General features: G+C 59.3%; 18 protein-coding genes and 1 tRNA gene. 11 read left to right on the top strand and 8 right to left on the bottom strand.

Features of this window, described 5'->3' with window-relative positions; genetic code table 11:
- Positions 1-246: 246 nt before the first annotated feature.
- The 4 genes from ASS64_RS00110 (at position 247) to ASS64_RS00130 (ending at position 5,811) form a co-directional block, all read left to right on the top strand.
- Positions 247-2,061, top strand: a complete 1,815-nt coding sequence (locus ASS64_RS00110; RefSeq protein ID WP_067688047.1) for a DNA polymerase III subunit gamma/tau — start codon at positions 247-249, stop codon at positions 2,059-2,061.
- A complete protein-coding gene (locus tag ASS64_RS00115) occupies positions 2,058-2,393 on the top strand; it encodes a YbaB/EbfC family nucleoid-associated protein (protein WP_067688050.1) in 336 nt (111 codons plus the stop codon). Before ASS64_RS00110 ends, ASS64_RS00115 begins: the two co-directional genes overlap by 4 nt.
- Before the next feature lie 503 nt (positions 2,394-2,896).
- The gene (lon, locus tag ASS64_RS00125) at positions 2,897-5,284 is read left to right on the top strand and encodes an endopeptidase La (RefSeq protein WP_067688056.1); all 2,388 of its coding nucleotides are present in this window, start codon (positions 2,897-2,899) and stop codon (positions 5,282-5,284) included.
- Between the two features lie 230 nt (positions 5,285-5,514).
- Entirely contained in the window at positions 5,515-5,811 is a 297-nt protein-coding gene (locus tag ASS64_RS00130; RefSeq protein WP_255356008.1) for an HU family DNA-binding protein, read from the top strand.
- 100 nt (positions 5,812-5,911) lie between these two features.
- On the opposite strand, the gene ASS64_RS00135 is transcribed toward ASS64_RS00130, so the two are convergent.
- Together ASS64_RS00135 and rlmB are read right to left on the bottom strand one after the other, a co-directional pair.
- On the bottom strand, positions 5,912-6,748 hold the full coding sequence (locus tag ASS64_RS00135) for a hypothetical protein (RefSeq protein ID WP_067688062.1): 837 nt from the start codon (positions 6,746-6,748) through the stop codon (positions 5,912-5,914).
- A gap of 27 nt (positions 6,749-6,775) precedes the next feature.
- On the bottom strand, positions 6,776-7,564 hold the full coding sequence (gene rlmB, locus ASS64_RS00140) for a 23S rRNA (guanosine(2251)-2'-O)-methyltransferase RlmB (RefSeq protein ID WP_067690182.1): 789 nt from the start codon (positions 7,562-7,564) through the stop codon (positions 6,776-6,778).
- 142 nt (positions 7,565-7,706) lie between these two features.
- On the opposite strand from rlmB, the gene ASS64_RS00145 reads away from it, so the two are divergent.
- Together ASS64_RS00145 and ASS64_RS00150 are read left to right on the top strand one after the other, a co-directional pair.
- A tRNA-Tyr gene (locus tag ASS64_RS00145) sits at positions 7,707-7,792 on the top strand.
- A 208-nt stretch (positions 7,793-8,000) separates the two neighbouring features.
- Complete coding sequence (locus ASS64_RS00150; protein ID WP_067688066.1) at positions 8,001-9,212, top strand: site-specific integrase; 1,212 nt, start codon at positions 8,001-8,003, stop codon at positions 9,210-9,212.
- 256 nt (positions 9,213-9,468) lie between these two features.
- Here ASS64_RS00150 and ASS64_RS00155 read toward each other — a convergent pair whose 3' ends face one another.
- Complete coding sequence (locus ASS64_RS00155; RefSeq protein WP_067690185.1) at positions 9,469-10,635, bottom strand: alpha-hydroxy-acid oxidizing protein; 1,167 nt, start codon at positions 10,633-10,635, stop codon at positions 9,469-9,471.
- A 222-nt stretch (positions 10,636-10,857) separates the two neighbouring features.
- On the opposite strand from ASS64_RS00155, the gene ASS64_RS00160 reads away from it, so the two are divergent.
- The 4 genes from ASS64_RS00160 (at position 10,858) to ASS64_RS00175 (ending at position 16,059) form a co-directional block, all read left to right on the top strand.
- A complete protein-coding gene (locus ASS64_RS00160) occupies positions 10,858-11,499 on the top strand; it encodes a TetR/AcrR family transcriptional regulator (protein ID WP_067688069.1) in 642 nt (213 codons plus the stop codon).
- Between the two features lie 101 nt (positions 11,500-11,600).
- Positions 11,601-13,898: a TonB-dependent receptor gene (locus tag ASS64_RS00165; RefSeq protein ID WP_067688072.1), complete on the top strand. Its 2,298-nt coding sequence runs from the start codon at positions 11,601-11,603 to the stop codon at positions 13,896-13,898.
- 17 nt (positions 13,899-13,915) lie between these two features.
- On the top strand, positions 13,916-14,818 hold the full coding sequence (locus tag ASS64_RS00170; protein WP_067688075.1) for an MBL fold metallo-hydrolase: 903 nt from the start codon (positions 13,916-13,918) through the stop codon (positions 14,816-14,818).
- 5 nt (positions 14,819-14,823) lie between these two features.
- The gene (locus tag ASS64_RS00175; protein WP_234002268.1) at positions 14,824-16,059 is read left to right on the top strand and encodes a cytochrome P450; all 1,236 of its coding nucleotides are present in this window, start codon (positions 14,824-14,826) and stop codon (positions 16,057-16,059) included.
- A gap of 13 nt (positions 16,060-16,072) precedes the next feature.
- Here the strand turns inward: ASS64_RS00175 and ASS64_RS00180 are convergent, their stop codons facing one another.
- From ASS64_RS00180 to ASS64_RS00195, 4 genes are all read right to left on the bottom strand, one after another.
- Positions 16,073-17,047, bottom strand: a complete 975-nt coding sequence (locus tag ASS64_RS00180) for an NADPH:quinone oxidoreductase family protein (protein WP_067688078.1) — start codon at positions 17,045-17,047, stop codon at positions 16,073-16,075.
- A 9-nt stretch (positions 17,048-17,056) separates the two neighbouring features.
- Positions 17,057-19,015: an NAD(P)/FAD-dependent oxidoreductase gene (locus ASS64_RS00185; protein ID WP_067688081.1), complete on the bottom strand. Its 1,959-nt coding sequence runs from the start codon at positions 19,013-19,015 to the stop codon at positions 17,057-17,059.
- Positions 19,016-19,078: 63 nt separating this feature from the next.
- Positions 19,079-20,704 carry an AMP-binding protein gene (locus tag ASS64_RS00190; RefSeq protein ID WP_067688084.1) on the bottom strand — a complete coding sequence of 542 codons (1,626 nt, stop codon included), beginning with the start codon at positions 20,702-20,704 and terminating at the stop codon, positions 19,079-19,081.
- A 13-nt stretch (positions 20,705-20,717) separates the two neighbouring features.
- A complete protein-coding gene (locus ASS64_RS00195) occupies positions 20,718-21,842 on the bottom strand; it encodes an iron-containing alcohol dehydrogenase (RefSeq protein ID WP_234002269.1) in 1,125 nt (374 codons plus the stop codon).
- A 177-nt stretch (positions 21,843-22,019) separates the two neighbouring features.
- Between ASS64_RS00195 and ASS64_RS00200 the strand changes: the two genes are divergently transcribed.
- Positions 22,020-23,150 carry a CaiB/BaiF CoA-transferase family protein gene (locus ASS64_RS00200; RefSeq protein ID WP_234002270.1) on the top strand — a complete coding sequence of 377 codons (1,131 nt, stop codon included), beginning with the start codon at positions 22,020-22,022 and terminating at the stop codon, positions 23,148-23,150.
- A 384-nt stretch (positions 23,151-23,534) separates the two neighbouring features.
- Here ASS64_RS00200 and ASS64_RS00205 read toward each other — a convergent pair whose 3' ends face one another.
- Positions 23,535-24,605 (bottom strand): BsuBI/PstI family type II restriction endonuclease, encoded by a 1,071-nt coding sequence (locus ASS64_RS00205; RefSeq protein WP_067688090.1) that lies wholly within the window; start codon positions 24,603-24,605, stop codon positions 23,535-23,537.
- Positions 24,606-24,607: the final 2 nt, after the last annotated feature.

Here is a 24,607-nt window from a genome sequence, read left to right on the forward strand (position 1 = left end):
ATGAAAAGGCAGATGGTACTGGAATCTCATCCTTTCGCCTTGCTGGCACCGCACTCCATGAGTCCCTAAGCAGCGTGTTGAATGAAAAAGCGCGCACATACTGCATCGCAACGGGTTGGGAATGTGTGGAGTTCATTTGCCTGAATGAACCTTTGATCGAATCTATCGGGATCGTCGAAGACAGTAGGGCATCTTTCCACTAGCTGCGGCATGACAACCGGCGCATCTGCGCCTACCTAGACCTGCATGGGTGATTCACCGGACAATCCAGACGGCCTGCCTTGGGAAACCGGGAGCGAGGAGGTCGACGCGCCGAGCGCTGCGGAGCTTGAAGAAGCTGGGCAGGAATCGATGTTCGGCGCACCGTCCGCTTCCGAACCCGAGCCCCCAGCCGAGGAAGCTCTTCCGGCTCCTTCGGCGAGCGCACCGCCCAAAGCCGATCCGGCGCAGCCTTATCGCGTTCTCGCGCGCAAATACCGCCCGCAGACCTTTGCCGAGCTGATCGGCCAGGAAGCGATGGTGCGCACGCTGGCCAATGCTGTCGCCCGCGACCGGCTGGCGCACGCCTTCCTGATGACCGGTGTCCGCGGGGTCGGGAAAACCTCGACCGCGCGCCTGATCGCCAAGGCGCTCAACTGCATCGGGCCCGATGGCCAGGGCGGTCCGACGATCAGCCCCTGCGGTGTGTGCGAACCATGCCAGGCGATCGCCGAAGGCCGCCATATCGACGTGATCGAGATGGACGCGGCATCTCACACCGGCGTCGACGACGTGCGCGAAATCATCGAGGCGGTGCGCTATGCCGCGGTCTCGGCGCGCTACAAGATCTACATCATCGACGAAGTCCACATGCTCTCGCGCAACGCTTTCAACGCGCTGCTCAAAACGCTGGAAGAACCGCCCGCGCATGTGAAGTTCCTATTTGCGACTACCGAGGTCGAGAAGCTGCCGGTCACGGTTCTCAGCCGCACCCAACGGTTCGACCTGCGGCGTATCCCGGTCGAACTGCTCGAAACGCACTTCGCCGAGATCTGTCGTAAGGAAGGGGTCGAGGCAGACCCGGAAGCGCTACACATCGTCGCCAACGCGGCGGAAGGCTCGGTGCGCGACGGGCTTTCGATCCTCGACCAAGCGATCGCCCATGCCGATCTGGACACGGAGGGCAAGGTCACCGCGGAACGCGTGCGCGACATGCTCGGCCTTGCCGACAAGAGTGCACAGCGCAGGCTCTTTGCACATATCCTCGAAGGCGAGGGCAGGGCGCTACTGGAGGCGGTCGACGAACAATATGCGCTCGGCGTCGAGCCGCTGGCACTGATGCGCGCGCAGATGGACCTCGCCCATCGCATCACAGTTGCCCAGGTCTCCGGCAGTGAACCCGAAGGTGCCAGCGCGGACGAGCGCGAGCAACTCGCCGATTGGGCCGGGCGCTTGCCCGCCGGACAGCTTCACCGCCTCTGGCAATTGCTGCTCAAGGGTCACGAGGAGGTCCGGCTTGCGCCCGATCCGCTGGTCGCGTTGCGTATGGCATTGCTGCGCACGCTGCATGCGGGACAGATGCCCGATCCGGGCAAGCTAGCGAAAAAGATCGAGAAGCTCGCGGAAGCGGGTCCCGCACCGGCCCCTGCAGCTTCCGGTGAGGCAACTTCCGCTGCGCCGCAAGCCTCGCTAGACTGGCAGGAACTGGTCGATGCGATCGACGCATCCGGCCTGCTGCAGGAGGCGAGCATCATGCGCCTGCAAGTGCGCGTGGTAGACTTTGCCGACGGTGTCCTGCGCTACGGCCGCGATGCCAAGTTTTCGGACGATATCGCGCCGGTACTGCGTGATGCCTTGCACCGCCACACGGGCAAGCGCTGGACTGTGGAAGAGGTGGCAGGCGGAACAGGCGCCCCGTCGCTGGTCGAGGTGCAGCAGGCCGAGCGTGACGCTGCTGCAGCGGCTACGCGCGCCCACCCGTTGGTAAAGGCGGCATTCGATGCCTTTCCCGACGCCGAACTTATCGATGAAGGCGGCGCATCCCCCCAGCGCCGCGAAATACCCTGGAGTAGAAAAGCATGAATATGGAAGAAATGCTCGCGCAGGCCCAAAAGGCCGCCGAAACGATCCAGAAGCAGATGGGCGATGCACAGGCCAAGCTCGACGAGATCGAAGTCGAGGGATCGGCTGGCGGCGGCCTGGTCAAGGTGCGGGCGACCGCACGGGGCCGTATTCTCGGCGTGACGATCGACGAGAGCCTGATGAAACCGGAAGAGAAGCAGATGGTCGAGGATCTCGTGACCGCGGCTTTCAACGACGCGCGCGACCGTGCGGATCGCGTCTCGGCGGAGGAAATGGGCAAGATCCAGCAAGGCGTCGGCCTGCCCCCGGGCTTCAAGCTGCCCGGCATGTAACGAAGATGTCAGGCCGAGCATGGCCTGACCCGCCCGACTGCGCCATCCTCCCGGCTGCCGCGAGCGACACGGTCGTCGCGGTTCCCGGAGGCTGCAACCGCCTGAGCGTGCAACTACCTATGCATGTCGCGGATGAGGCAGCCGTTCTGCACGCAGATCGCGTTCTTCGTCCAACGGCCGCCAGCCTTTCTGGTGGTCGCGGATCAGTGGCGCGCTGCAGCGCGTGCATTTGGTGCGAAAGTTGATTCCGTCATGCCAGACGCGGCGCCGGTTGACGTTATGACTTCCCACCTTGCAGATGACCGAACTCAGCATGGCTTTGACTCCAAAGGAGAAATTAAATTTCCTCTTTGCCCCCGTTCGGGTTCATAGCTTAGGTTAATGGCAGGTTGATTGTAATACCGCGCCATCCACATGACTTTTGAATGCAGCGTTGCGCAGTGGGACAGGCCTCACCATATTCCTTGCGAACGGCCGTTGGCGGCCTTGATTGGAATTGATTGATGACCCAGACTTTCCCCCTCCTCCCCTTACGCGACATTGTGGTGTTTCCCGGCATGGTGGTGCCCCTGTTCGTCGGGCGCGACAAATCGGTGGCGGCGCTCGAAGCGGCGATGGAAGGCAGCAAGGATATCTTCCTGCTCGCTCAGCTCGATCCCGGTTGCGACGATCCCGAGCGCGACGATCTGTTCGACGTCGGCGTTGTCGCCCAGGTTCTGCAGTTGCTCAAGCTGCCCGACGGCACGGTACGTGTGCTGGTGCAGGGCAGCGCAAGAGCGGCGCTCGAGCAGCTCGCCCCGCGCGGCGACTATGTCGAGGCGTCGGTGAGCGTGGCCGATGCGGTGACCGCGTCGGGCAGTGAAGTCGTCGCGATGATGCGCCAGGTAATCGAGCAGTTCGGCGAGTATGCCAAGCTTAACAAGAAGCTGGGCGAAGAGGCCGCCGAGCAGCTGGGCGATATCGACGATGCCGGCGAACTGGCCGACACGATCGCCGCGGCGATCAATGCCAAGGTGTCGGACAAGCAGGCGCTGCTGGTCGAGAAGGATCCACTCAAGCGGCTCGAAATGGTCATGTCCTTCATGGAAGGCGAGCTATCGGTGCTGCAGGTCGAGCGTCGCATTCGTGGCCGTGTGAAGCGCCAGATGGAAAAGACCCAGCGCGAATACTACCTCAACGAGCAATTGAAGGCGATCCAGAACGAGTTGGGCGGCGACGATGACGGCAGTAACGAAATTGCCGAACTGACCGAGAAGATTGCCAAGACCAAGCTGTCCAAGGAAGCGCGCGAGAAAGCGGAAGCTGAGCTGAAGAAGCTCAAGGCCATGCAGCCGATGAGCGCCGAGGCAACCGTCATTCGCAACTATCTCGACGTGTTGCTCGGCTTGCCGTGGGGCAAGAAGAGCAGGGTCAAGAAGGACATCGGCAAGGCACAGGAAGTGCTCGATGCCGATCACTATGGACTCGAGAAGGTCAAAGACCGCATCATCGAATATCTCGCCGTGCAGGCGCGCACGCGCAAGCTGAAGGGGCCGATTCTGTGTCTCGTCGGCCCGCCGGGTGTCGGCAAGACGTCGCTTGGGAAAAGCATCGCCAAGGCGACCGGCCGCGAGTTCGTGCGCCAGTCATTGGGCGGCGTGCGCGACGAGGCGGAAATCCGCGGTCACCGGCGTACCTATATCGGCTCACTGCCCGGGAAGATCGTCAGCAACCTCAAGAAGGCGGGCAAGATCAATCCGTTGTTCCTGCTCGACGAAATCGACAAGCTCGGCCAGGATTTTCGTGGCGATCCCGCCTCGGCATTGCTCGAAGTCCTCGATCCCGAACAAAACAGCAAGTTCCAGGATCACTATCTCGAACTCGATCTCGACCTGTCGGACATCATGTTCGTGACCACTGCGAACAGCCTCAACCTGCCGCAGCCGCTGCTCGACCGGATGGAGATCATCCGGCTGGAAGGCTATACCGAGGACGAAAAGGTCGAAATTGCCACGCGCCATCTGCTGCCCAAGCAAGTCAAGGAGCACGGGCTCAAGAAGGGCGAATTCGAACTCACCGAAGAGGGGCTGCGCGATCTCATTCGGTACTACACGCGCGAAGCGGGCGTCCGCACGCTCGAACGCGAACTTGCCCGCTTGGCGCGCAAATCCCTGCGCAAGATCCTCGAAAACGAGGTCGAGAGCGTGACGATCACGCCCGAAAATCTCAGCGACTTTGCCGGCGTACGCAAGTTCAAGCACGGGATGAGCGAGGAAGAACCGCAGGTCGGTGCCGTGACCGGACTCGCCTGGACCGAGGTGGGCGGCGAATTGCTGACCATCGAAAGTGTGACCACCCCGGGCAAGGGCGAGATCAAGACGACCGGCAAGCTCGGCGAAGTGATGAACGAAAGCGTCGCGGCCGCCTTCAGTTTCGTGAAGGCACGTGCGCCGCATTACGGGATCAAGCCGAGCCTGATCCAGCGCCGCAATATTCATATCCATTTGCCCGAAGGTGCGGTGCCCAAGGATGGGCCGAGTGCGGGCGTGGGCATGGTAACGTCGATTGTGTCCACCCTTTCGGGCGTTCCGGTTCGCGCCGAGGTGGCCATGACCGGCGAGGTGACCTTGCGTGGTCGCGTGCTGGCGATCGGCGGTCTCAAGGAGAAACTGCTCGCGGCGCTGCGGGGCGGGATCAAGAAGGTCCTCATCCCCGAGGAAAATGTAAAAGACCTCGCCGAGATTCCCGACAATGTGAAGGATGGCCTGGAAATCGTGCCGGTCGCCCATGTCGACGAGGTACTGGTCCACGCACTCTGTAGTGTACCGGAGCCGATCGAATGGACCGAGGCGGACGATCTGGCGAGCCAGCCGGACCATTCCCATGGGGCTCCGTCACCGACCGCGCATTAACAAAAGGCATGCTGCGCTGCAGCGACTCGAATCGCCCCCCGGCGCCTTGACCGGGGGGCTTCACCCGCGCTTGGCAGATCACGGGATGGTGAATTCGCGCTTCACCTCAATTTTCGCTGCTCTGGCCCCGAAATCCGCCGGTTTTGGCCGATTTTATCTTTGACACTGCCGACAAAAAACTCTCAATTCGTCCGCCTTCACCGAGGCGATTCAGCCAACACCATTCGATTATAAGAACAAGGGGGTTTTCACCTATGAACAAGAACGACCTGATCAGCGCGGTTGCCGATTCCAGCGGCCTGTCCAAGAGCGATGCTTCGAGCGCCGTCGAAGGTGTCTTCGATTCCATCAGCAAGGCCCTGTCGAGCGGTGACGAAGTGCGCCTGGTCGGCTTCGGCACCTTCTCGGTTGCCAAGCGCAAGGCCTCGACCGGTCGTAACCCGCGCACTGGCGAACCGATGACTATCAAGGCTTCGAACCAGCCGAAATTCAAGGCCGGCAAGGGTCTCAAGGACGCCGTCAACTAATCGGTCTTGCCTGACCGGCGCTCCGCACGCCTCGCGGAGCGACAATGGGACTGAATTTCGCCGTGCTTTCCTTCCCGGAAAGCGCGGCGTTTTCGTTTGCTCAGTCGAACGCGATGAGCGCGGTGGGCGCCTGGCTGGTTGCCGGTCCGATATTCCACGATAGAGATTGCCCGAGGGCGTGCGGAGCCGGTCCCTCGTCGGTATTGTTCGCCAGAATCCGGCCGTCGGTCACAATGGTGAAGGTGCCTTCCGGGATGACGATCCGCGGCATCTCACCGCCGTCGTCGGCCTCCGACATGGCTGCCATCGCCGCAAGCGGGGCGCCGCCGCCCAACATCGGATTGGTGTCCTTCTGACCGACAAACCCCGGTGCATCGACACGTATCTGGTCGCCATCGCGCAGGTGCACGCCGACGAAGGCGTTGAAACCTTGTATGCGCTCGATTGTGGGGAAGACGAAGTCGTGACCCAACGTGCCGGAGATTGCGAATTCCACGTCGAACAGGCCGTCGCCCCGATATTCGACCCGCTGCCACCCGCGCTGGCGTTCGAGCCGGTTGGCCAGCTCCTCGGCCGCTTCGGGATCCGACGGGTCTATGCCACCGAGGAAGGCGCGCATCTGCTCTGCCTCGCGTGCCTGCTTCTCGCGGCGCTCTTGAGCGTTCGCATCCCATTCTTCACGCTGTTCAGCGATTTCAACCGCCGAGCATTCGCGAACGTCGAAATCGTCGTCGTAACATTCCGCCTCGAAGCTCTCATCGCTGTTTTCGGCAAGATCGGCGAGCTTGCTGAGTGCGAGCATCTGGATCTCTCCAGTGTAGGAGAAGGCGAAGGTATCGTCGGCTAGCAGTTGCAGTTCGCTGGTGAACTTCCCTGGCGACAGCATACAGCCGGTCAGCAGCAGCGGCGCCATCAGGATGGTGAGCAAGCGTGTCATGCGTTTCCCCCAAGTCGGCGATGCCGGCTATCGCGTCGCTACCGCATAGAGCGCGATTGCGCCGGCATTGGATACGTTCAGACTTTCGATCCGCTCGCCGATCGGCAGTTTGGCGAGCGCGTCGCAATGCGACTCGATATTATGCCGCATGCCTTCGCCTTCCGCGCCCAGCACGAGCGCGACGGGGCCTGCAGGTAGCGCTTCGGCGAGTGTGGCGTCCGCGGCGCCGGTCAGCCCGATCCGCCAGTAACCGGCTTCGGCCATCTGCTCCAGCGCGCGGGCAAGATTGACCACGCGCACCCAGGGTAACACTTCGAGCGCGCCGGAGGCCGCCTTGCCGACGACTCCGCCTTCGGGTGGCGCATGGCGATCTTGGGTGATCAAGGCCCCGGCACCGAACGCTGCAGCCGATCGCATGATCGCCCCGACATTGTGCGGGTCGGTTACCTGGTCGAGTACGACGATCGGGCGTTCTGGATCGCCGTCGAGGACCTCGTCGAGGTGAGTGTCTTCCAATGCGGCGCATTCGAGCACGAGGCCCTGATGTGGCGCATCCTTGGCTACAAGCCGCGCAAGATCGGTTACATCGGCATATTCGACCGGGAAATCGGATGGCAGTTCGCCATCGAGCGTGTCGATCGCCTCGCGGGTTGCCCACAATTTCCGGTGCACCCGGTCCGGGTTCTTGAGCGCTGCCTCGACCGCATGGCGGCCCCACAGCCTCACCTGGCCGGCACTGGCGCGGCCGCTGCCGCGCCCGCCCTTCATCCGGCCTGCCCGTCCTCGCAGAGCCCGTTTGCGTTCGCCTTTTGCCATCATATTCGTCCAGTTTTCTGTATTGGTTGCAGCCTGTGCCAGCGAGGGCATTGACAGGCAAGGCTCGCTTCGCCAAAGGGGCGCCTCTCGGCACGGGGTCGCCACTGCGATCCCTCGATTTCCTAAGCGAAATGGCCCGTGTGGACAGGTGGCCGAGTGGTTAAAGGCAGCAGACTGTAAATCTGCCCGCGCAAGCGTACGCTGGTTCGAATCCAGCCCTGTCCACCACCGCCCTTTCTTTTAGCATCTATCCGCATCCCCAGAAATCCATGGAAACCCTTGGATTTCTGCGGTATATTGCCTCTATTCCGTCCACTTCGGGCCATCGCGATCCACCTGCATCCGAGGTCAAGTGTGGGGGTAATGTGGGGGTGAGGGTGCTTACCCCCACACTTCGGATTGGTGATCTTGTGCGGAAAAGTGTGGGGGTAGAATCATGGGCAAACTATCGGCGGTAGCGGTCAAGGCAGCTTTGGCGAATCCGGGGACCTATCAGGACGGGGATGGGCTATTCCTCAAGGTGGACAAGCGGGGCGGCGCTTATTGGAATTTGCGACTCCAGCGAGATGGCAAGCGGCAAGACTTGGGGCTGGGCAGCGCGAAACTCGTGACGCTGGCAGAAGCGCGCGAGAAGGCGGCTGAAATGCGCAAGGCCGTGAAAGTTGAGAAGCGCGATGTTCTAACGGAGCGCAAGGACGAGGCTGCCGCCAAGGTGACGTTTCGCGAAGCTGCCACCCAGTACCACTCCGACAATGAGGCGGGATGGAAGAGTGATGTCTACACCCGCCAGTGGCTGGCCAGTCTGGAGAACTACGCTTTCCCCAATCTTGGTGACATGCCGACCGGCAGCGTTACCGCAGCCGACATCATCGAAGTCCTAACCCCGATCTGGCAGGAGATTCCGGAAACCGCCCGCCAGGTACGCAACCGGATTTGCGCGGTGCTGGATTATGCGCATGCGAAGGGTTGGCGATCGACCGAGGCACCATCCGGCAACAGCAGCCTGAAAGCGGGGAGGGGCCTGCCACGGCAAGTGAAGAAACCGCAGAATCGGAAGGCGATGCCCTATGTCGCGATCCCCTCGTTCCTGACCGCTCTGAGGCGCAAGCCTTCCTTCGGACGCTTCGCGCTCGATCTTCTCATTCTGACCGGCACGCGCTCGCAGGAAGTCCGACTCGCGACATGGGACGAGTTCGATCTGGAAGAACGCCTCTGGACAATCCCGGCAGAGCACATGAAGCGGAGCAAGGCACACGTCGTCCCGCTCTCCGAGGCTGCACTAGGCGTCCTCGCAAAAGCGGATGCCTTCCGTGTCGAGGGAGCCGAAGTGGTTTTCTCAGGTGCAACGGGCAAAGCCATGTCAGACATGACACTGCTAAAGGTGCTGCGCGACATGCAGGAGCCTTTCCATGTCCACGGCTTTCGCTCGGCCTTCACGGACTGGGCGGCGAACGCGGGATTCCCAAACGCGGTTGTAGAGGCCGCGCTTGCGCACAAGACGCCGGACGCGGTTCAGGCGGCGTATCGTCGCACCACCTACCTAGGCACCGAAGAAGATCCCGGTATGCGTGTGAAGCTTATGGAAGCGTGGGGAGCATATTGCTCCGGTTCAGTCACAGTGAGCGAAGCTCTCAAGGCGAACGTCTAGCGCGCCGCTCTCCGCAAGCAGAACCCCGCCACCGCCGGCGCGCATGGCTCTGCTATGCCGCCTGCCTTCCGGCGAGGATGGGAGGGGGAGGGAAAACCGCAAATCGATGCCCTGGCGCGGGCCAGCGGGCATCAGAAAAGGCATCCCGTTTCACGATCATTCAGCTGTTTTCACGTGACTATTTTTGCGTCCCGACCTCGATGCCCCATACTTGCTTCAGGACTCGAGCGCTAGAAAGGTTCGGGTCCCGCAAGCCCTATTGCCTTGTGGATTGGGCACCAGCCGAACGCACCGCATCGAGTGTCGGGTAGCCGTTGACGGCCATTAAAAGATCGGCTTCCGCGAGGATCGAATGAAGGACATGTGCGGCGCCTGCAGCGCCTCCGATTGCAAGACCGTAAAGATAAGGGCGTCCGATCCCTACCGCTGTCGCTCCCAGCGCGATGGCCTTGATGACATCGCTGCCCGAACGCACGCCGCTATCGAACAGCACTGGTGTGCTGCCAGCTCCCTTAACCACTGCGGGCAGCATGTCGATTGCAGCGATTCCACCGTTCGCCTGCCGCCCGCCGTGGTTCGAACAATAGATCGCGTCAACGCCAAGATCCGCGGCGCGACGCGCATCGTCCTCATGGCAGATGCCCTTGAGGACAATCGGAAGACTGGTCATGTCCCGGAACCAAGCTATGTGATCCCATGTCAGGACCTTTCCGAAGGTCGCCGCCCAAGTGCCGACTGCGGCTGCCAGATCTTCCTCGGGGGGCTTGTCCAGCAGGCTGCGAAAGACAGGATCACTAAAATAGTTTTCCAGTACCTTGCCGCGCAGCTGCGGAAAGTTAGCCGTGTTGAGGTCGCGGGGACGCCAGCCAGTGAGCCAGGTGTCGAGCGTGATCACAAGCGCCCGGTAGCCGGCCGTCTCGGCCCGATGCACAAGGCTTTCGGCGACACCATCATGTTTGGGCGTGTAGAGCTGGAAGAAACCCGGAGTGTCTCCGCCAGCCGCCGCGACTTCCTCTAGGGGCGTGTTCGACAGAGTTGAGGCGCAGAACGGCACGCCCGTTTCGGCCGAAGCCTGCGCGGCGGCGATATCGCCCTTCCGGTCCTGGGTGATCTCTCCGTTAAGACCGATCGGCGCCATGAAGATGGGCGAATGGTATCTGCTGCCGAACAATTCGATCGAGAGATCACGCTCGCCGCAATCGACCAGCATCCGCGGGACCATCCCCCAATGGTGGAAGGCGCTGGCATTGCTGTCCTGCGTATGCTCATCACCACAACCGCCCTGGACATAGTTCAGAAGCATCGGCGAGAGGGCCTTTTCCGCCCGCGCCTGGAGCGAGGCGAAATCGACCGGATAGTCAGGCAGGATGCCTGAAAGACCGGCATTGTAGATCGCGTTTTGCATGTCGCCGAAGTGCGTCATTTCATCTTTCTCCTGGCTCTTGTTCTCGGCCTCGTCTTCGAGCATGCAAGGCTCTTGCAACAGCCCTCAGGTCTAGGTCAGATGCGCGGCTGTACCAAGCCCTGAAAAAAACTACTGGCCAGTAGATGCGTTTTTTGGCATCCTTGGATTCGAAGGTGGAGAAAGCGTCCACCAACCGGAGATGGAATTGCCAAGACGCGCCCCAAATCCTGCGGTTTCGCCATGTCAGCTGTAGCCAAGCCGCTTGCCAAGCCTGCGGCAGGTCGAGGAGCATCGCTGAAGAGCGAGTTCGTTGCCTTCAAGACCAATCGCATTGTCGAAGTGGCCAGCCACCTGTTCTACCAGCGTGGGTACAGCAGTTGTACGCTTGACAACGTCGCCGACAACCTGGGCGTAACCAAACCCTTCCTATATTCCTACTTCAAGAACAAGGAAGCCATTCTCGCTGCCATTTGCGAAGTCGGCATTAGCGAAGCCCTTACGATTCTTGAAACCACTTTGGCCGGAGAGCACAAGAATCACCGGGAGCTTCTTGCCGAAGTCGTGCGGCAGGTCGGCAGGATCGTCATTGATCGGCAGGAATACGTCGTGGTCTACTTGCGCGAGATGAAACATCTCAGCGCAACGGACCACGAGCGCATCCTGCGCCTGAGGCACTCATTCGATCACCAGATCGCCGAGCTGATCCGTGAAGGTATCGAAGCGGGCGAATTTCGGCAGGACACGGACTCCTTTGTCGCCGTCTGGATCGGCGGCCTCATAAGCTGGATACCGACCTGGTATTCGCCAGATGGCCAGCGCTCGGCCGAAGAAGTGGTCGATCAGCTCGTCTCTGCCGCCCTGCGGCTTGCAGGCGCTGAATAGCGCAGAATCAATTTGTTTGAGGAGCAATTCGGGGTTGCATTTTTTTATTTAACGATACCGGCCAGTAGAAAATCAGAGGTCTGGTATGAAGGGGAGAGAGTATGGAACTTAAGAGCACCAGGCGCGTGCTGCTTTCAGCTACCGCCATCGCATCCATTCAGTGCGCCAGCCAGGCCAGTGCGCAGGTAGCCGAAGAGCCCACGGCGCCGGCCGTCGCTGAGGAAGAGCGAAATCCAGTCATCATTGTCACGGCCACAAAGTCCAATCAGTCCCTTGAGGATACCGCAGCAGCGATCTCAGTGCTCAATGCGGATGCTATTGGACCGGGAGGGATCGAAAACGCGGGCGATCTGTCGGCAGCCGTTCCCAATGTTTCAGTTGGTGACCAGTTCGGGGTGAACCGCACCTTCATCCGCGGTATTGGTCTGACGAGCATTGATTTGGGTGCAGATGGCGCAGTCGCATTTCTGCAAAATGGTGCGATCAACAGCCGCCCAGCAGCGCAGCTCAGCGGTTTCTACGATATTGAGCAGATCGAAGTTCTGCGCGGGCCCCAGGGAACGACCTATGGGCGAGGGGCTACAGCAGGTGTCATCAACATTGTCACTGCACGGCCCACTCCTTATTTCGAGGGATATGCCAGGGCTACCTATGGCAATTACGACGCTCTGACCCTTGAAGGGGCGGTTGGCGGGCCGATCGCCGGCAAAACGCTCGCCTTCCGCGTGGCCGGCAAGTACGAACAGCGCGATGGCTACGGCGAGAACCTCTTCACCGGCAATCCCGTCGACGACCGCGATGCCTACGCTTTTCGCGGATCACTGCAGGCAAACCTAACGCCTGATCTCGAGCTTCTTGTCGTGGCGGACCACTTCAGGGAAGACGACTTCAACTACGCCTTTCACTATTTCGGCCCCACGGTCGTGCCGGAAGCTTTCCTTCCCGGGCCGCTCCTGGGCGGCGACACCATCTTCGATTATTACGCGGACCGCGGCGAGCCGGTAGATACGCGCAACATTTATTCCGACGAAGACGCGATCAATGATCGCAAAGGCTCAAGCATCCAGGCAATCGCAACGCTGGATAAGGGCGACTTTACGCTCACCTCTACCACGGCCTATCGCAAGTTCGAGCGCTTCAATCGGGACGACCTCGACGTTTCTGACATCAATGCGTTCGGTCAGAACAACTACACCGAAGACAGCGAATCCTTCAGCCAGGAGTTCACCTTTACGGCCGACCTTAACGGATTCGATCTGCTCGGAGGAGCGATGTATTTCGAGGAGGATCTCTTCGGTGAAGTCCGCGTGCCGACCGTCAATCTCGCCCAGTATTTCAACGTCCTTCTAGGTACCAATCTCCCGCCGGACCTGTTCGACCAAGGGAACTACCTGCAACGCGGAACGGTCAAGACAGAGGCCGTCGGAGCATATCTGGAAGGATCGCTTGAGATTGTTCCCGACCTGACCTTCACAGCCGGGGCCCGATACAACTGGGAAAAGCGCTCGGGGACCGGCCGTTTTACCTTCGAAGCGCAAGGCTTGGATATCCCGACCGACAAGACCGGGGACTGGGATTCGATCACGCCGAAGTTTGTTCTCGAGTACCAGACTCCAGGCGGAACGCTGCTGTACGGAAAGGTAACGAAAGGGTTTAAATCAGGTGTGGTGAACATCGGTAGCGTCAATGACGTGATCGAGCCTGAGAATGTGTGGAGTTACGAGGTGGGCCTGCGTGGCGAAACGAGGGACGGTACCTTCGGATACAGCGCTGCAGCTTTCTATTATGACTACACCAACCTGCAGGTGGGCTTTGTCAACGAGAACAGCATCGTCGAAACCATCAACGCTGCGTCGGCTCGCAATTACGGACTCGAATTGGAAGCGACGCTCCGCCCAGCGCGCAATACCACGTTCCGTATCTTCGGGACCTACCTCAACGCTAAGTACACCGACTTCTGCAACGGCTACTATGCAGCCGGCGATCCGACACGCAGGCAGTTTCCAGCCTGCCCTGATAACCCTGCGCTATCGGACCTGTCGGGCAATCGGTTGGCCAATGCGCCAGAGTTCACCGTGGCGATCTTCGCTGATCAGACCATCGATCTTGGCGATACCGGATCGATCGATCTTTCCGCGGACATGAACTTTCAGGACGAGATCTTTTTCACAGAGTTCAATAATCGGGATGCTCGACAGGATGCCTTTGCCCTGGTCAATGCGAGCATCACCTACCATTCGCCCAACGAGCGGTACTCAGTGGCCCTGTGGGGCAAGAACCTGTTCGACAAATATGCCCTTGCGAACACAATCATCACCGCGCCACTCTATGGGTTCGTTTCGGTTGGGTCGCTGAGGCCGCCCCGGACCTACGGTGTCACGCTTGGAGTGGACTTCTAAAGCGGCAAGGACGCACCATGACGGAAGAAGCGTTTCGCATCGGATCGTTCAAGGTCTACCGGATAGAAGAGTGGCAGGGCGGTTTCAGTCCGCCCGAAGATCTCTTCGCGGAATTCGAGCCTGACGCCTTTTCACAAAGAGCGTCAGGCTTTGAGCCAGACTTCATGCGCGACGGGATGCTTTACGCCTACCTTCAGAGTTGGCTGATTGACACCGGTGAAGAGCGTATCCTGATCGATACTGGTGCAGGTAACGCAAAGGATCGGCCGGGCATCCCAGTCTTTGGCAATCTCGACGGCGATTTTCTTGAAAAGCTGGGCGAGGCAGGCTTTGCCCCGGACGATATCGACAAGGTCTTCTGCACTCACCTCCACATCGATCACGTCGGCTGGAACACCCGTCTGGTCGGCGATCGTTGGGAAGCTACATTCCCGAATGCCACCTATTTCCTCCCACGACTCGACGAAGAGTCCTGGGATCCGCAGAAAGACCGATTCTCATCCATGACCGGAGCGGTGGTCAATTCGAATGTTTTCGAGGATAGCGTAGCCCCGATTATTGAGGCAGGTCTCGCCGAGCTGGTGAATGACGGAGCTTCGATCGCCAATGGGATGACCGCTCACTATTCTCCGGGCCACACACCGGGTCACATGGTCCTTGAAGTAACCGACGGCGGACAGATTGCTCTGTTTACCGGCGACATCCTTCATCATCCGATGCAGGTCTATCGACCCGACTGGAACAGTGTTTACTGCGAATGCCGCCCCCAGGCCGCCAGTACCAGGCGCCGCATCCTAGAACAGGCCGCAAGCACCGGTGCAAGGATCGTCCCGGCGCATTTCGGGGCGCCACACTTCGTCTTCGTCGAGCGTGCGAGCGAGGGATTCCGTCCCGTATTTCCAGACCAGATAGCGGAGTAACGCTAATGGCCAGCAGTTCCGCCAAAGTAGCTTCCTTTGCCCCCGACGCGCCGGAGATGAGACAGGATCCCTATCCCATTTTTGCCGAACTGCGCGAACATGACCCGATACATCGATCGGATTTGGGATATTGGGTAGTGAGTCGGCATGAGGATGTTCGCTCGGTATTGATGGATCGGGAAAATTTCGGTCAGGGCGATTTCGTTGAAAATATCCGGCTGTTCTATGGACCCGACTTCGATGTCCTAGGACAGCGGTCATACAAATGGCTTTCCGAAGTCTTTCTGATGCAGGACCCTCCGCATCACACTAGGATCCGTGGTCTGGTTACAGGCGCGCTGAATGCGCGACGGGTACGAGCGATGGAACCTCGCATCCGAGAGATTACCGACAGCCTGATCGACGCAATGGTCGAGCGGGGGACGGGCGACGTCATTGCTGACTTCGCTTACCAGCTTCCCGTCCGTGTCATGTGTGACATGCTTGGGATTGATGCCGAGGACTCGCGCCTGCCGGCAGTCATGGCAGCCATCGCTCAAAGTTTTATTGTGTTCGAGGCACGAGCGCTGAGCCCGCAAGAGCTCGCCACCGCCAACGAACAGATTGGAGTATTGCAGGAGTTTTTCGAAGAGCTCTTCGCCGAGCGGATGCGCGAGCCGCGCGACGACCTCGCGACAGCGCTCGTTCAGTCGGGTGGGCAGGAGGACTCGCTGTCGCATGACGAGCTCGTTACGGTCGCCATCGGGCTTTTCGGGGCAGGCTTCGAGACGACGGCACACATGATTGGCAACGCCCTGCTGTCCTTCGCTCGTTATCCCGAGCAGTGGGCGGCATTGGTCGCAGAACCGGATAAGCTTGCAGCTGGGGCGGTAGACGAAACCCTGCGCTATGAAAGTTCCCTCATAGCCACCTACCGCACGGCGCTTCGCGAAACGGAGATACGCGGGGAGACGATCGATCCCGGTGCCAAGGTGCTGACGCTGATCGGGGCGGGTAACCGGGATCCTCGGGTGTTCGATGATCCCGACAGCTTCAACATCTCTCGTGATGCGAAAAAGCACCTCAGCTTTGGCGGCGGCATACACTTCTGCGCGGGCGCGGAACTCGCGCGATTGGAAGGCCGGATCGCATTCGAGCAGCTCGCCCGCCGATTGCCGACCCTGAAAGGAGATGCGAGCAATCCGCAATGGCGCGAAGGTTTCCTCTTTCGCGGACTTTCTGCCCTGCCGGTCAGCTGGTAAGCGGCACCCGCCCTCAGGGTCTGACGACGACTTTTCCGATGCGCTTCTCGTCGTTCACATAGGCGATCGCCGAAGCCGCATCGTCAAGAGCAAAGGTTCGGCCGATCGCAGGGGCGAGCCGTCCTGACGCCGCGAGCTGCAGCACTATCGACAGGATCTGGCGCACTCGCGCGGGATCAGTCTCCCAGAGATAGCGCGTGTCGACACCGACCAGCTCTCCCGATTTTAACAATGGGAGATTCGCCGGAAGGCTCGGAATGCCATCTGCGGACGCGAAGCCGACAACAAGATGGCGACCACGCTTTGCGAGCGAGCGGAAGCACGGCTCGAACAACCCGCCGCCCACCGGGTCGAACACCAGATCGACGCCTGATGGATATGCGCGCTTGAGCTTGTCGCGCCAGTCTTCGTCGCGATAATCGATCACCTGTGATGCACCCGCGCGGGAAACCATCTCTCGCTTCTCATCGGTTGAAGCCAAGCCAATCACGCTCGCTGACGTGGCACTGGCAAGCTGGACCGCCGCCGCGCCCACGCCGCCTGATGCTCCGGTGACCAAGAGCAATTGTCCGGGTTTGAGGCCGCCGCGATCGAACAATCCGTAATAGGCGGTCAGATAATCAAGAAGCAGGGAGGCGGCCGCTGCAGGTTCGAGATCTGCCGGTACCGGCACTGCATGATCCTGGCGGACTATCGCCATCTCGGCCAGCCCGCCACCGAATTGCCAGGCTGCAATCCGCTGGCCTGGGGCAAAGCCAGAAACCTCTTGCCCGACGGCTTCGACTGTACCGACAATCTCGCCGCCCGGTACAAAAGGCGTGGGCGGCTTGATCTGATACAACCCGCGCATGACGAGCTGGTCGACGAACCCCAACGCCGTCACCTCGACCGATATCAGCAGTTCGCCATCGGCTGGAGTCGGAGTATCGACGCTCTCAAGCGCGAACGCTTCGAGATTGCCGAGTTCGTGACCGCAATATGCGCGCATACCGATAGCTCAGCTCGATTGGGCTTTCTTGACGATTTCTTCCCGATCTTGTTCGAACTTCAGATCGTTCACGTCCGGCTTGCGTGTCATTCGCCAGAAAGCGTCGTTGCGCCAGGGAGTGATGGCCACCACTCTGCCCTTCGAATTGCGATACCAATTCTCCGTTCCCGGGTGGGTCCAGACCAGTTTATCGTGTGCCTCATCAATTTTGCGCAGATAGTCTTCGTAGACCTTGTCGCGCACTTCCACCGTTTGTGCGCCCCTGTTGCTGGCCGAAAGAATTACCTCACCAGCGAAATGCATCTGGTTTTCAATATTGCGAATCATGCTGCCGCCGTGGCCCGAGCCGACATTCGGTCCAAGGAGGATGAAGAAATTGGGGAAACCTGGCACCAGCGTCCCCAGATACGCCGCAGCGTCATCTTCGCCCCATTTCTCGCGCAGGACCTCCCCACCGAGACCGATGATGTCATAGGAGCCTAGGACATTCGTCGTTTGAAATCCTGTCGCCAGGATGATGACATCAGCCTCTACGGTCTCTCCCGAGGAGGAATAGAGCGTGCTTCCTTCGACTCGAGCCAAATGCTCGGGGATGAGTTTGACATTCGGCTTCTTGATCGTGCGATACCAGCCGTTGTCGAGTAGCATCCGTTTCGCGAAAGGCGGATAGTCAGGCAACACGTGCTCGATCAGGTCGGGTCTATCTTCCAGCTCTTCATGCACATAGCGCGTGAAGGCCCGGCGATGGCCATCGTTGATCTTGTTTACCGCGCGCTCCGGATGTTTCCATTGCGGATCCCGGAACAGTGTGCCGTGCACCCTGTCGTTGAAGGTCCAAGACAGGCGTTGTTCGAGCCAGGCACGGTAGAGCGGCACCACTTGCATAAGATAGCGCACGCCGTCTGGGATTGTCTTTCTGAACTGCGGGAAAGGCGCAGCCCATTGCTTCGATCGTGCAAAGAGAGTCAGACTCTCGACTTCGTCGGCAATGGCAGGCGCGACCTGCATACCCGAGGCGCCGTTGCCGATCACGGCGACCCGTTTCCCGGCAAGGTCGACATCACTCGGCCAGCGACTGGTATGATAAATTTCTCCGGCGAAGCGATCGAGACCCTCTATATTGGGGTATTTGGGAATATTGAGAATGCCGACTGCGCTGAAGAGATAGTCTGCACTGTGAGTCTCGCGCTTGCCGTCCGGTGCGGTGACCGTGACGTCCCATCTCTCGCTGGTATCATTCCAGCGCGCCTCTTCCACATGCGTGTTGAACCGCGCGCTTTCGTAAAGGCCGAACTCTCGCGCGGTATCGAGCAGATAGTTCTCGATCTCATCACGCAATGGAAAATACATCGACCAGTCGTTCGGTCGACAGGAGAATGTGTAAGTGAGCGACGGGGTATCGACCCCACAGCCAGGGTAGCGATTTTCGAACCAGGTGCCGCCGAAATCCTCGTTCTTTTCGAACAGCGTGTAAGGGATTCCAAGATTGTTGAGTTCGATACCTGCACAGATACCCGACACACCACCACCAATGACGATCGCGGTTTTTCCCGCGCTCTCGATACTGTCCAGGCCCGATGCCTTATCGTAGTCCATTCCGGCCGCAATGATGTCGCCATATTCCTCGGGCACCTCCTCGGTCATCGCAACACTCAGCATCTGCGCGAGCTCGGCGTTGCCGGGACGAGGAACCGCCAGTGGCGCACCGCCCAGCCACCGGTCGATCGCCTCGGCTGCCGATGCACGGATTTCGTCCTGCACCTTTTCGGGCAACTGACCGCTGTCGTTGTCATCGAGGCCCGGCGAACGCTTCGGAGCATAAGGTTCCTCAAGCCAGCGCTGTTCGCCGGTCATCTGGTAGAGAACCATCAACAGTGCCGGAATGTTCGCCTTGGCAATTCCCTGCTTGAGGAGATCGCGATCAATCTCTTCCGCGCGGACCGGTCGTTCGGAGAAGGGCTGGCTCATTGCTTATTTATTCCCGGCATTCGGGGCGGCCTGCAGCGACCGCCTGTTTTAAAGGTGTTGGCTTCATGAATTGAAGCTCTCTCTGCGGACGCGCAGGCCCGCAGCCTCGCGGTCCCACGTATCGTCGGTAATTCCCTCGCTACGCAGCTCTGCCTTCATCACCTTTGCGGAAGGCGTTTTGGGCAACTCCTCGAGGATTCTCACGTAACGAGGGACCATGAAGTAGGGCATGGTCTCGATAAGAAACTCTGCAAGGTTTTGCGGGTCGATCGACTTTCCGGGTACTGGCGCCACAACGACCATGACTTCGTCTTCGGAATACTCGCTGGGAACAGCGATGGCCGCTGCTTCGCGCACAGCGGGATGGCGGCAGACGTCAGCTTCTACCTCGAAGGACGAGATATTCTCGCCGCGCCTCCGGATGGCATCCTTTACCCGGTCAACAAAATAGAAGTATCCGTCCTCGTCCCGGCGGAATGCATCGCCCGTATGAAACCAGCCATTGCGCCAGGCTTCAGCAGTCGCTTCAGGATTGGCATTGTAGCCGCTGTTCATCGCCCAGGGTCTATCGGTCCGAACCAGCATCTCGCCGATTTCGCCGATCGACACCTCGCAATCGTTCGTATCCACCAGACGGACCTCAACTCCGTCGCGAACGGTTCCGCAGGTTCCGATCTTGATCGGATTTGCTTCCGATACGATCGGGGAAGAAATCTCCGTCATGTTGAAGATCGTGTAGATGTCGACGCCGAAGCGTTCCGTGAATGCAGGGGCATCGCCGGTTAAGGGAACCATGAAGGCCTTGTTCACTGTATGATCCCGGTCTCCAGGTCCTGGCTCCGCCTTGAGCAGGAATGTTGCCATTACGCCGAGCAGAAACACGACGGTTGACTGGGTGGCTTTCGCGACAGACCAGAACTCATCAGTCGAGAAATTGTCGATCATTGCCACTGATGCACCGCGCGCCAGCATGACGAACGGAGGACCCATGCCACCGATATGGAAGATTGGAGCAACGCACATGTACCTGTCGTCTTCGCCCACCATCGGCCAGGATTCCGGCCCGGCGTTGGAGAACATGTGCAGATAGGAGGACAGCACCCCCTTCGACGGGCCAGTCGTACCCGACGTGTAGATAATCGATTGAATGTCCCAGGGCTCGATCGGTCGATCGAGAGGAAGCGGATCGTTCTCATCGCCAGATAGCGAATCGAAACGGGTGACCGGCAATTTCGCGCAATCCGCGTCCCCGTTCGTTGTGACGACCAACTGCTCCACCTTCGCCAGATCGATTTCCGACAAGCGTGGCAGCAGGTCTGGATGCACCAGCAGAAAACGCGCTCCAGAATTCGCAATCACGTGTTGCAGTAGGCTGCCCCGGTATGCAGTATTGAAGGGAACGAAAACCGCGCCAATGTAATTGATAGCGTAGAAAGCGAGCAGAGCGTCGGGCCCATTCGGCAACCATACGGCTACATGCTCACCCTGGCGAATTCCAAGGTCGCGGAGCCCCGCAGCTTTGGCCCGGACTCTCTTCTGCAATTCAGCGAATGTCCATTCATCGCCATCGGCAAAAACCACATGCGCCTTTTCCGGTCGCTCGGCTGCCCATCTGTCGACAAGATAGCGCAGGACGCATACATCGCGGTTCGGAATACGCGGATCGGCGAAATCATCTTCCTTGGCCACGTCGTTCCCTCCCTCAAGCTGCCAGTCGCAGTATTTCCATGATATCGTCCGCCGTCTTGACAGGCCTGGGGTTGGTTCTCCCCCAGATGTCGAGAAGCGTATATTCGGATACCTGCTGGAAGCGCGCTTCATCGACCCCGACCTCCCCGAGGGTGCGCGGCATCCCAAGATTTCGGATGAATGCGTCGAGTGCCTCCGCCGCAGTTGGATGGGTGTTACCGAGAACAGATAGTGTTCGTTTTTGCCGACTGTCGTCGTACTCAGCGTTCCACTGCAGCACGTAAGGCGCCATCACGCACGAGCAGTAGCCGTGCGGCACGTCACAGGTCCCTCCCAGGATGTGGCCGATCGCGTGACTGGCGCCCATCGGCACTCCCCCAATGATGCTGATCATGGATTGCCATGCGCCGATCTGGCATTTGAGACGACCTTCCAGGTCGTTAGGGTCAGCCTTCACTCGGGGTAGTCCTTCAACCAGCAGCTTTAGTGCGCTTTCTGCGAGACCATCGGCGAAATCGTTCGATTTATCGGAAGAAAGCGTCTCGACGGCATGATCGACCGACCGCACTCCAGTGGACAGCCATAGCCATTCAGGCGTGTGCACGGTGATCTCAGGATCGAGAACCACCATGACCGGAGCCATGTTGCGGTGCTCGTATCCTTGCTTGTGCTGCGTTTCCTCGTCGGTAGCGCCTGAAAGTGCATTGAATTCGCCGCCAGACAACGTGGTCGGCACACATATTACAGGAATATCCGGCCCAACCGTAATTGGATTGATGACCTCACCGTCGTCGGTGACGTAAGTACGGAGCGGCTCGAAATCCTCGACCGTGCGAACGTCGTGTTTGATGAGCAGACTGACGATCTTGGCTGCATCGGTTGTCGATCCCCCGCCAATCGATACGATCAGATCGGCGCCCGCTTCACGTGCAGCATTCGCCGCCTTAAGCACATCGGCCCGCGGCGCGTGCGGCGCAACGCCACTGAAGGTCGCAGCGTGTCGTTTGCCAAGCGCGTTTTCGATCTTCGAAATCTCGTCAGTCTTCTCCCTGAGGGTGCTGGATGCGAGAAGAAAGACCTTGTTGCATGCCATGGCTTCAGCCTGGTCCAGCAGTGCTTGGCCGGCGGGCTGGCCCATTGTTACCCGCTCCGTCCGCGTAAAACGCAGTTCGCTAGGTGTGACGGTTCCCATTCTCGCATCCTCTCAGTTGTGCCCATGTCCGCCTTGAGGCGGATCATGTTTTCGATAGTGACATCCGAAACGTCTACTGGCTAGTATATTTTTTAACTTGCGGGAATAATTTTGGAGGACGGCATGGGTGCTGGCGACGCTGATACAGATAGCAATGAGGCGCGGCGGCAGATGCCGCTGGAAGGCGTCAAGGTGCTGGAGTTTACAGGCCTTGGGCCAACCCCGTTCGGTGCAATGATGCTCTGCGACCTCGGGGCCAGCGGCATTCGGATCGAACGGGCTGGAGCGACAAATCCGCTTGGAGGGGATCCGAAGTTCGACTTTCTTTTCCGGGGTAGGCCTTCGCTCGAACTGGATATCAAGTCGCAGGATGGCTTGGAGAAAATCCTTTACCTGGTCCAAGAAGCGGACGTGCTAATCGAAGGATACCGGCCCGGAACGATGGAGCGCCTTGGTCTGGGGCCGGACCGGCTCTGCGAGATCAACGAACGGCTGGTCTACGCTCGGATGAGTGGGTGGGGTCAGGAAGGCCCGCTAAGCCAGAAGGCCGGTCATGACATAAACTATCTGGCATTGAGTGGCGGACTTAACCCTATCGGGCCTTTCGATCGTACGCCGACCCCACCTCTGAACCTCGTCGGCAATTTCGGGGGTGGCGGGATGTTCATGGTGGTTGGAGTACTGGCCGCTCTAAACGAGAGGCAACGCTCGGGCAGGGGGCAGGTCCTCGATGTCGCCATGATCGACGGGATCAGTGTTCTCTTAACACAGCTGTCCGGTTGGATGCAGATGGGCCAGTGGAATCCCGGGCGTGGAGGCAACCTGCTAGACGGCAGCGCCTACTTCTATCGGTGCTATGAAACCGCCGACGGACGCCATATTGCGGTGGGGGCGCTCGAGAGACAGTTCCACGACGCCTTCCTCACCGGCCTTGGTTTCGATCCTTTGGACTTCGACGACTACCTCAACCCCGAGCACTGGGCTTCGCGCGCTGAGTTACTGGGACCCGTGATCAAGACAAAGACCATGACCGAGTGGGAAGTTGCCTTCGCGGGATTGGACGCATGCGTTACACCCGTTCTAACCTTGGAAGAGGCGTCCCGAAGCGAGACCAACCGAACGCGCGGTTCCATCATCGCGACAGACTTGTCCTTCCAACCACGGCCCGCGCCGCGTTTCAGCTCCTCAAGTTTGCGATATCCCGACGAAACGGTGACTGCTTCCCCAGCAAACGGTTGGCCTCCCGATTGGTGACCACTGCTTACTTAACTGGGTGGTAGGCCGGTGAATGACTTCGATTTTTCTGCCGGACTCGAAGTAGGCGGTCAGGCGATTGGATTCCTAGGCGCAGTCCGGCGAGCAGTTCGAGGCGAGCCCACGCAATAGTCTCTAGAGGCAATCGCTGCAGAAGAAGACTCGCACTTCAAATGCTTGTAATTGTTACATTCCTTGAAGTTTCGGGCACATCAAAATTTGCCCCCAAAGCTTGCCCCAGGATTAATTGTTGGCACCGATTTGATGCCGGAATCGTCCTCATTCGTCCTGAAGAATTCGACTGAGTTCAGTCGAAGCAATCCTTGCCGCTCGCAAACTTCACGAAAAGGCACGGCAAAATTCGCAGTCCGGAAAAAGCCGTTTTTACTGCGAAGAACCCTCAATGCGTTTGACCTTCTCGCTGAATTGAATCAGCCGTTCTGGTTCCGAGGCAAACCATGCGTAGCTTCCCCACGCCAATGTGCCGACTGTCTTCCGAAAAGTTGCCGAGCCGCGATCGAGGAATGCCGTGACGAAAGCGACATTCACAGGTGCAAATCCTGCCTTGTCAGCTAGCTTGAGCAGTGCAGTCTTGCGCGCCTCATTTACCGGACCGTCAGTGTGAACCACTTCGACGAAAACCAGTAAGGGGTGAATTGGGCCGAGATCGACCAAAACGATGTCTGGCAAGCTCTTTTCCGCGGGGATGGTCAGCCCGATTGCTTTCGCCAATTCGTCATCCCGCGCAACGACCTTATTGCCGCTTTCGCTGAGCGTGATGACACCCGGCTTATCGAGGAATGTTGGAGCAAAAACCTCGATGACGGCTTTCGAAATATCGGAACTTGGTCCAGTCGACATTCGTCGCGTTTCGCCATTCGAGAAAGTGACCAGCTGGTGATCGCCTCCTGCCGCAGCTCCCCGTCGAACGATGGCAATCCGCGCTAATGCGCCCGCGTTGAGATACTTCTTCTGCCAAGCATCGATTTTGGCTTTGAGCACTGCCTCAGACAGCGCCGGATCAAGCAAGTCAGCAAAATCTGATTGAAGAGCGTATCGCCCAGCTGGAGAAGTTACGGCCACCCCCGGCTTGTCTAGTACGGCGCCGTTCGCGATCAGAGCATATCGGATAGTGTCATCACGAATGGACTCACGGGTGTTAACAGCATACCAACGACCGGGAATGTCGGTCTTGCTGGGCTTCATGGAATCCTTGGCCCATTGCTCTCTCACGGTGTCGGTTGTTTGTGCGGCCTGAGTGTCGGTCATTCTTGTGACCTGGTCAGGGCGTATCCACCGTTCTCTGCCTTCGACGGCGCCAACGTACTGCATGACAAATATGGTCTTTGCCGCGATCTCCCAAATCGAGTGCTCACGGTTTGGCGAACCCTCAGGGAATATCAGCGGAAGTCGGCGGTGAATTTCACTCCAAGTGGTAAGTGGCGGTAGGCTCATGA

The organism is Erythrobacter sp. AP23 (assembly GCF_001542855.1).
Classification (GTDB): Bacteria; Pseudomonadota; Alphaproteobacteria; order Sphingomonadales; family Sphingomonadaceae; genus Qipengyuania.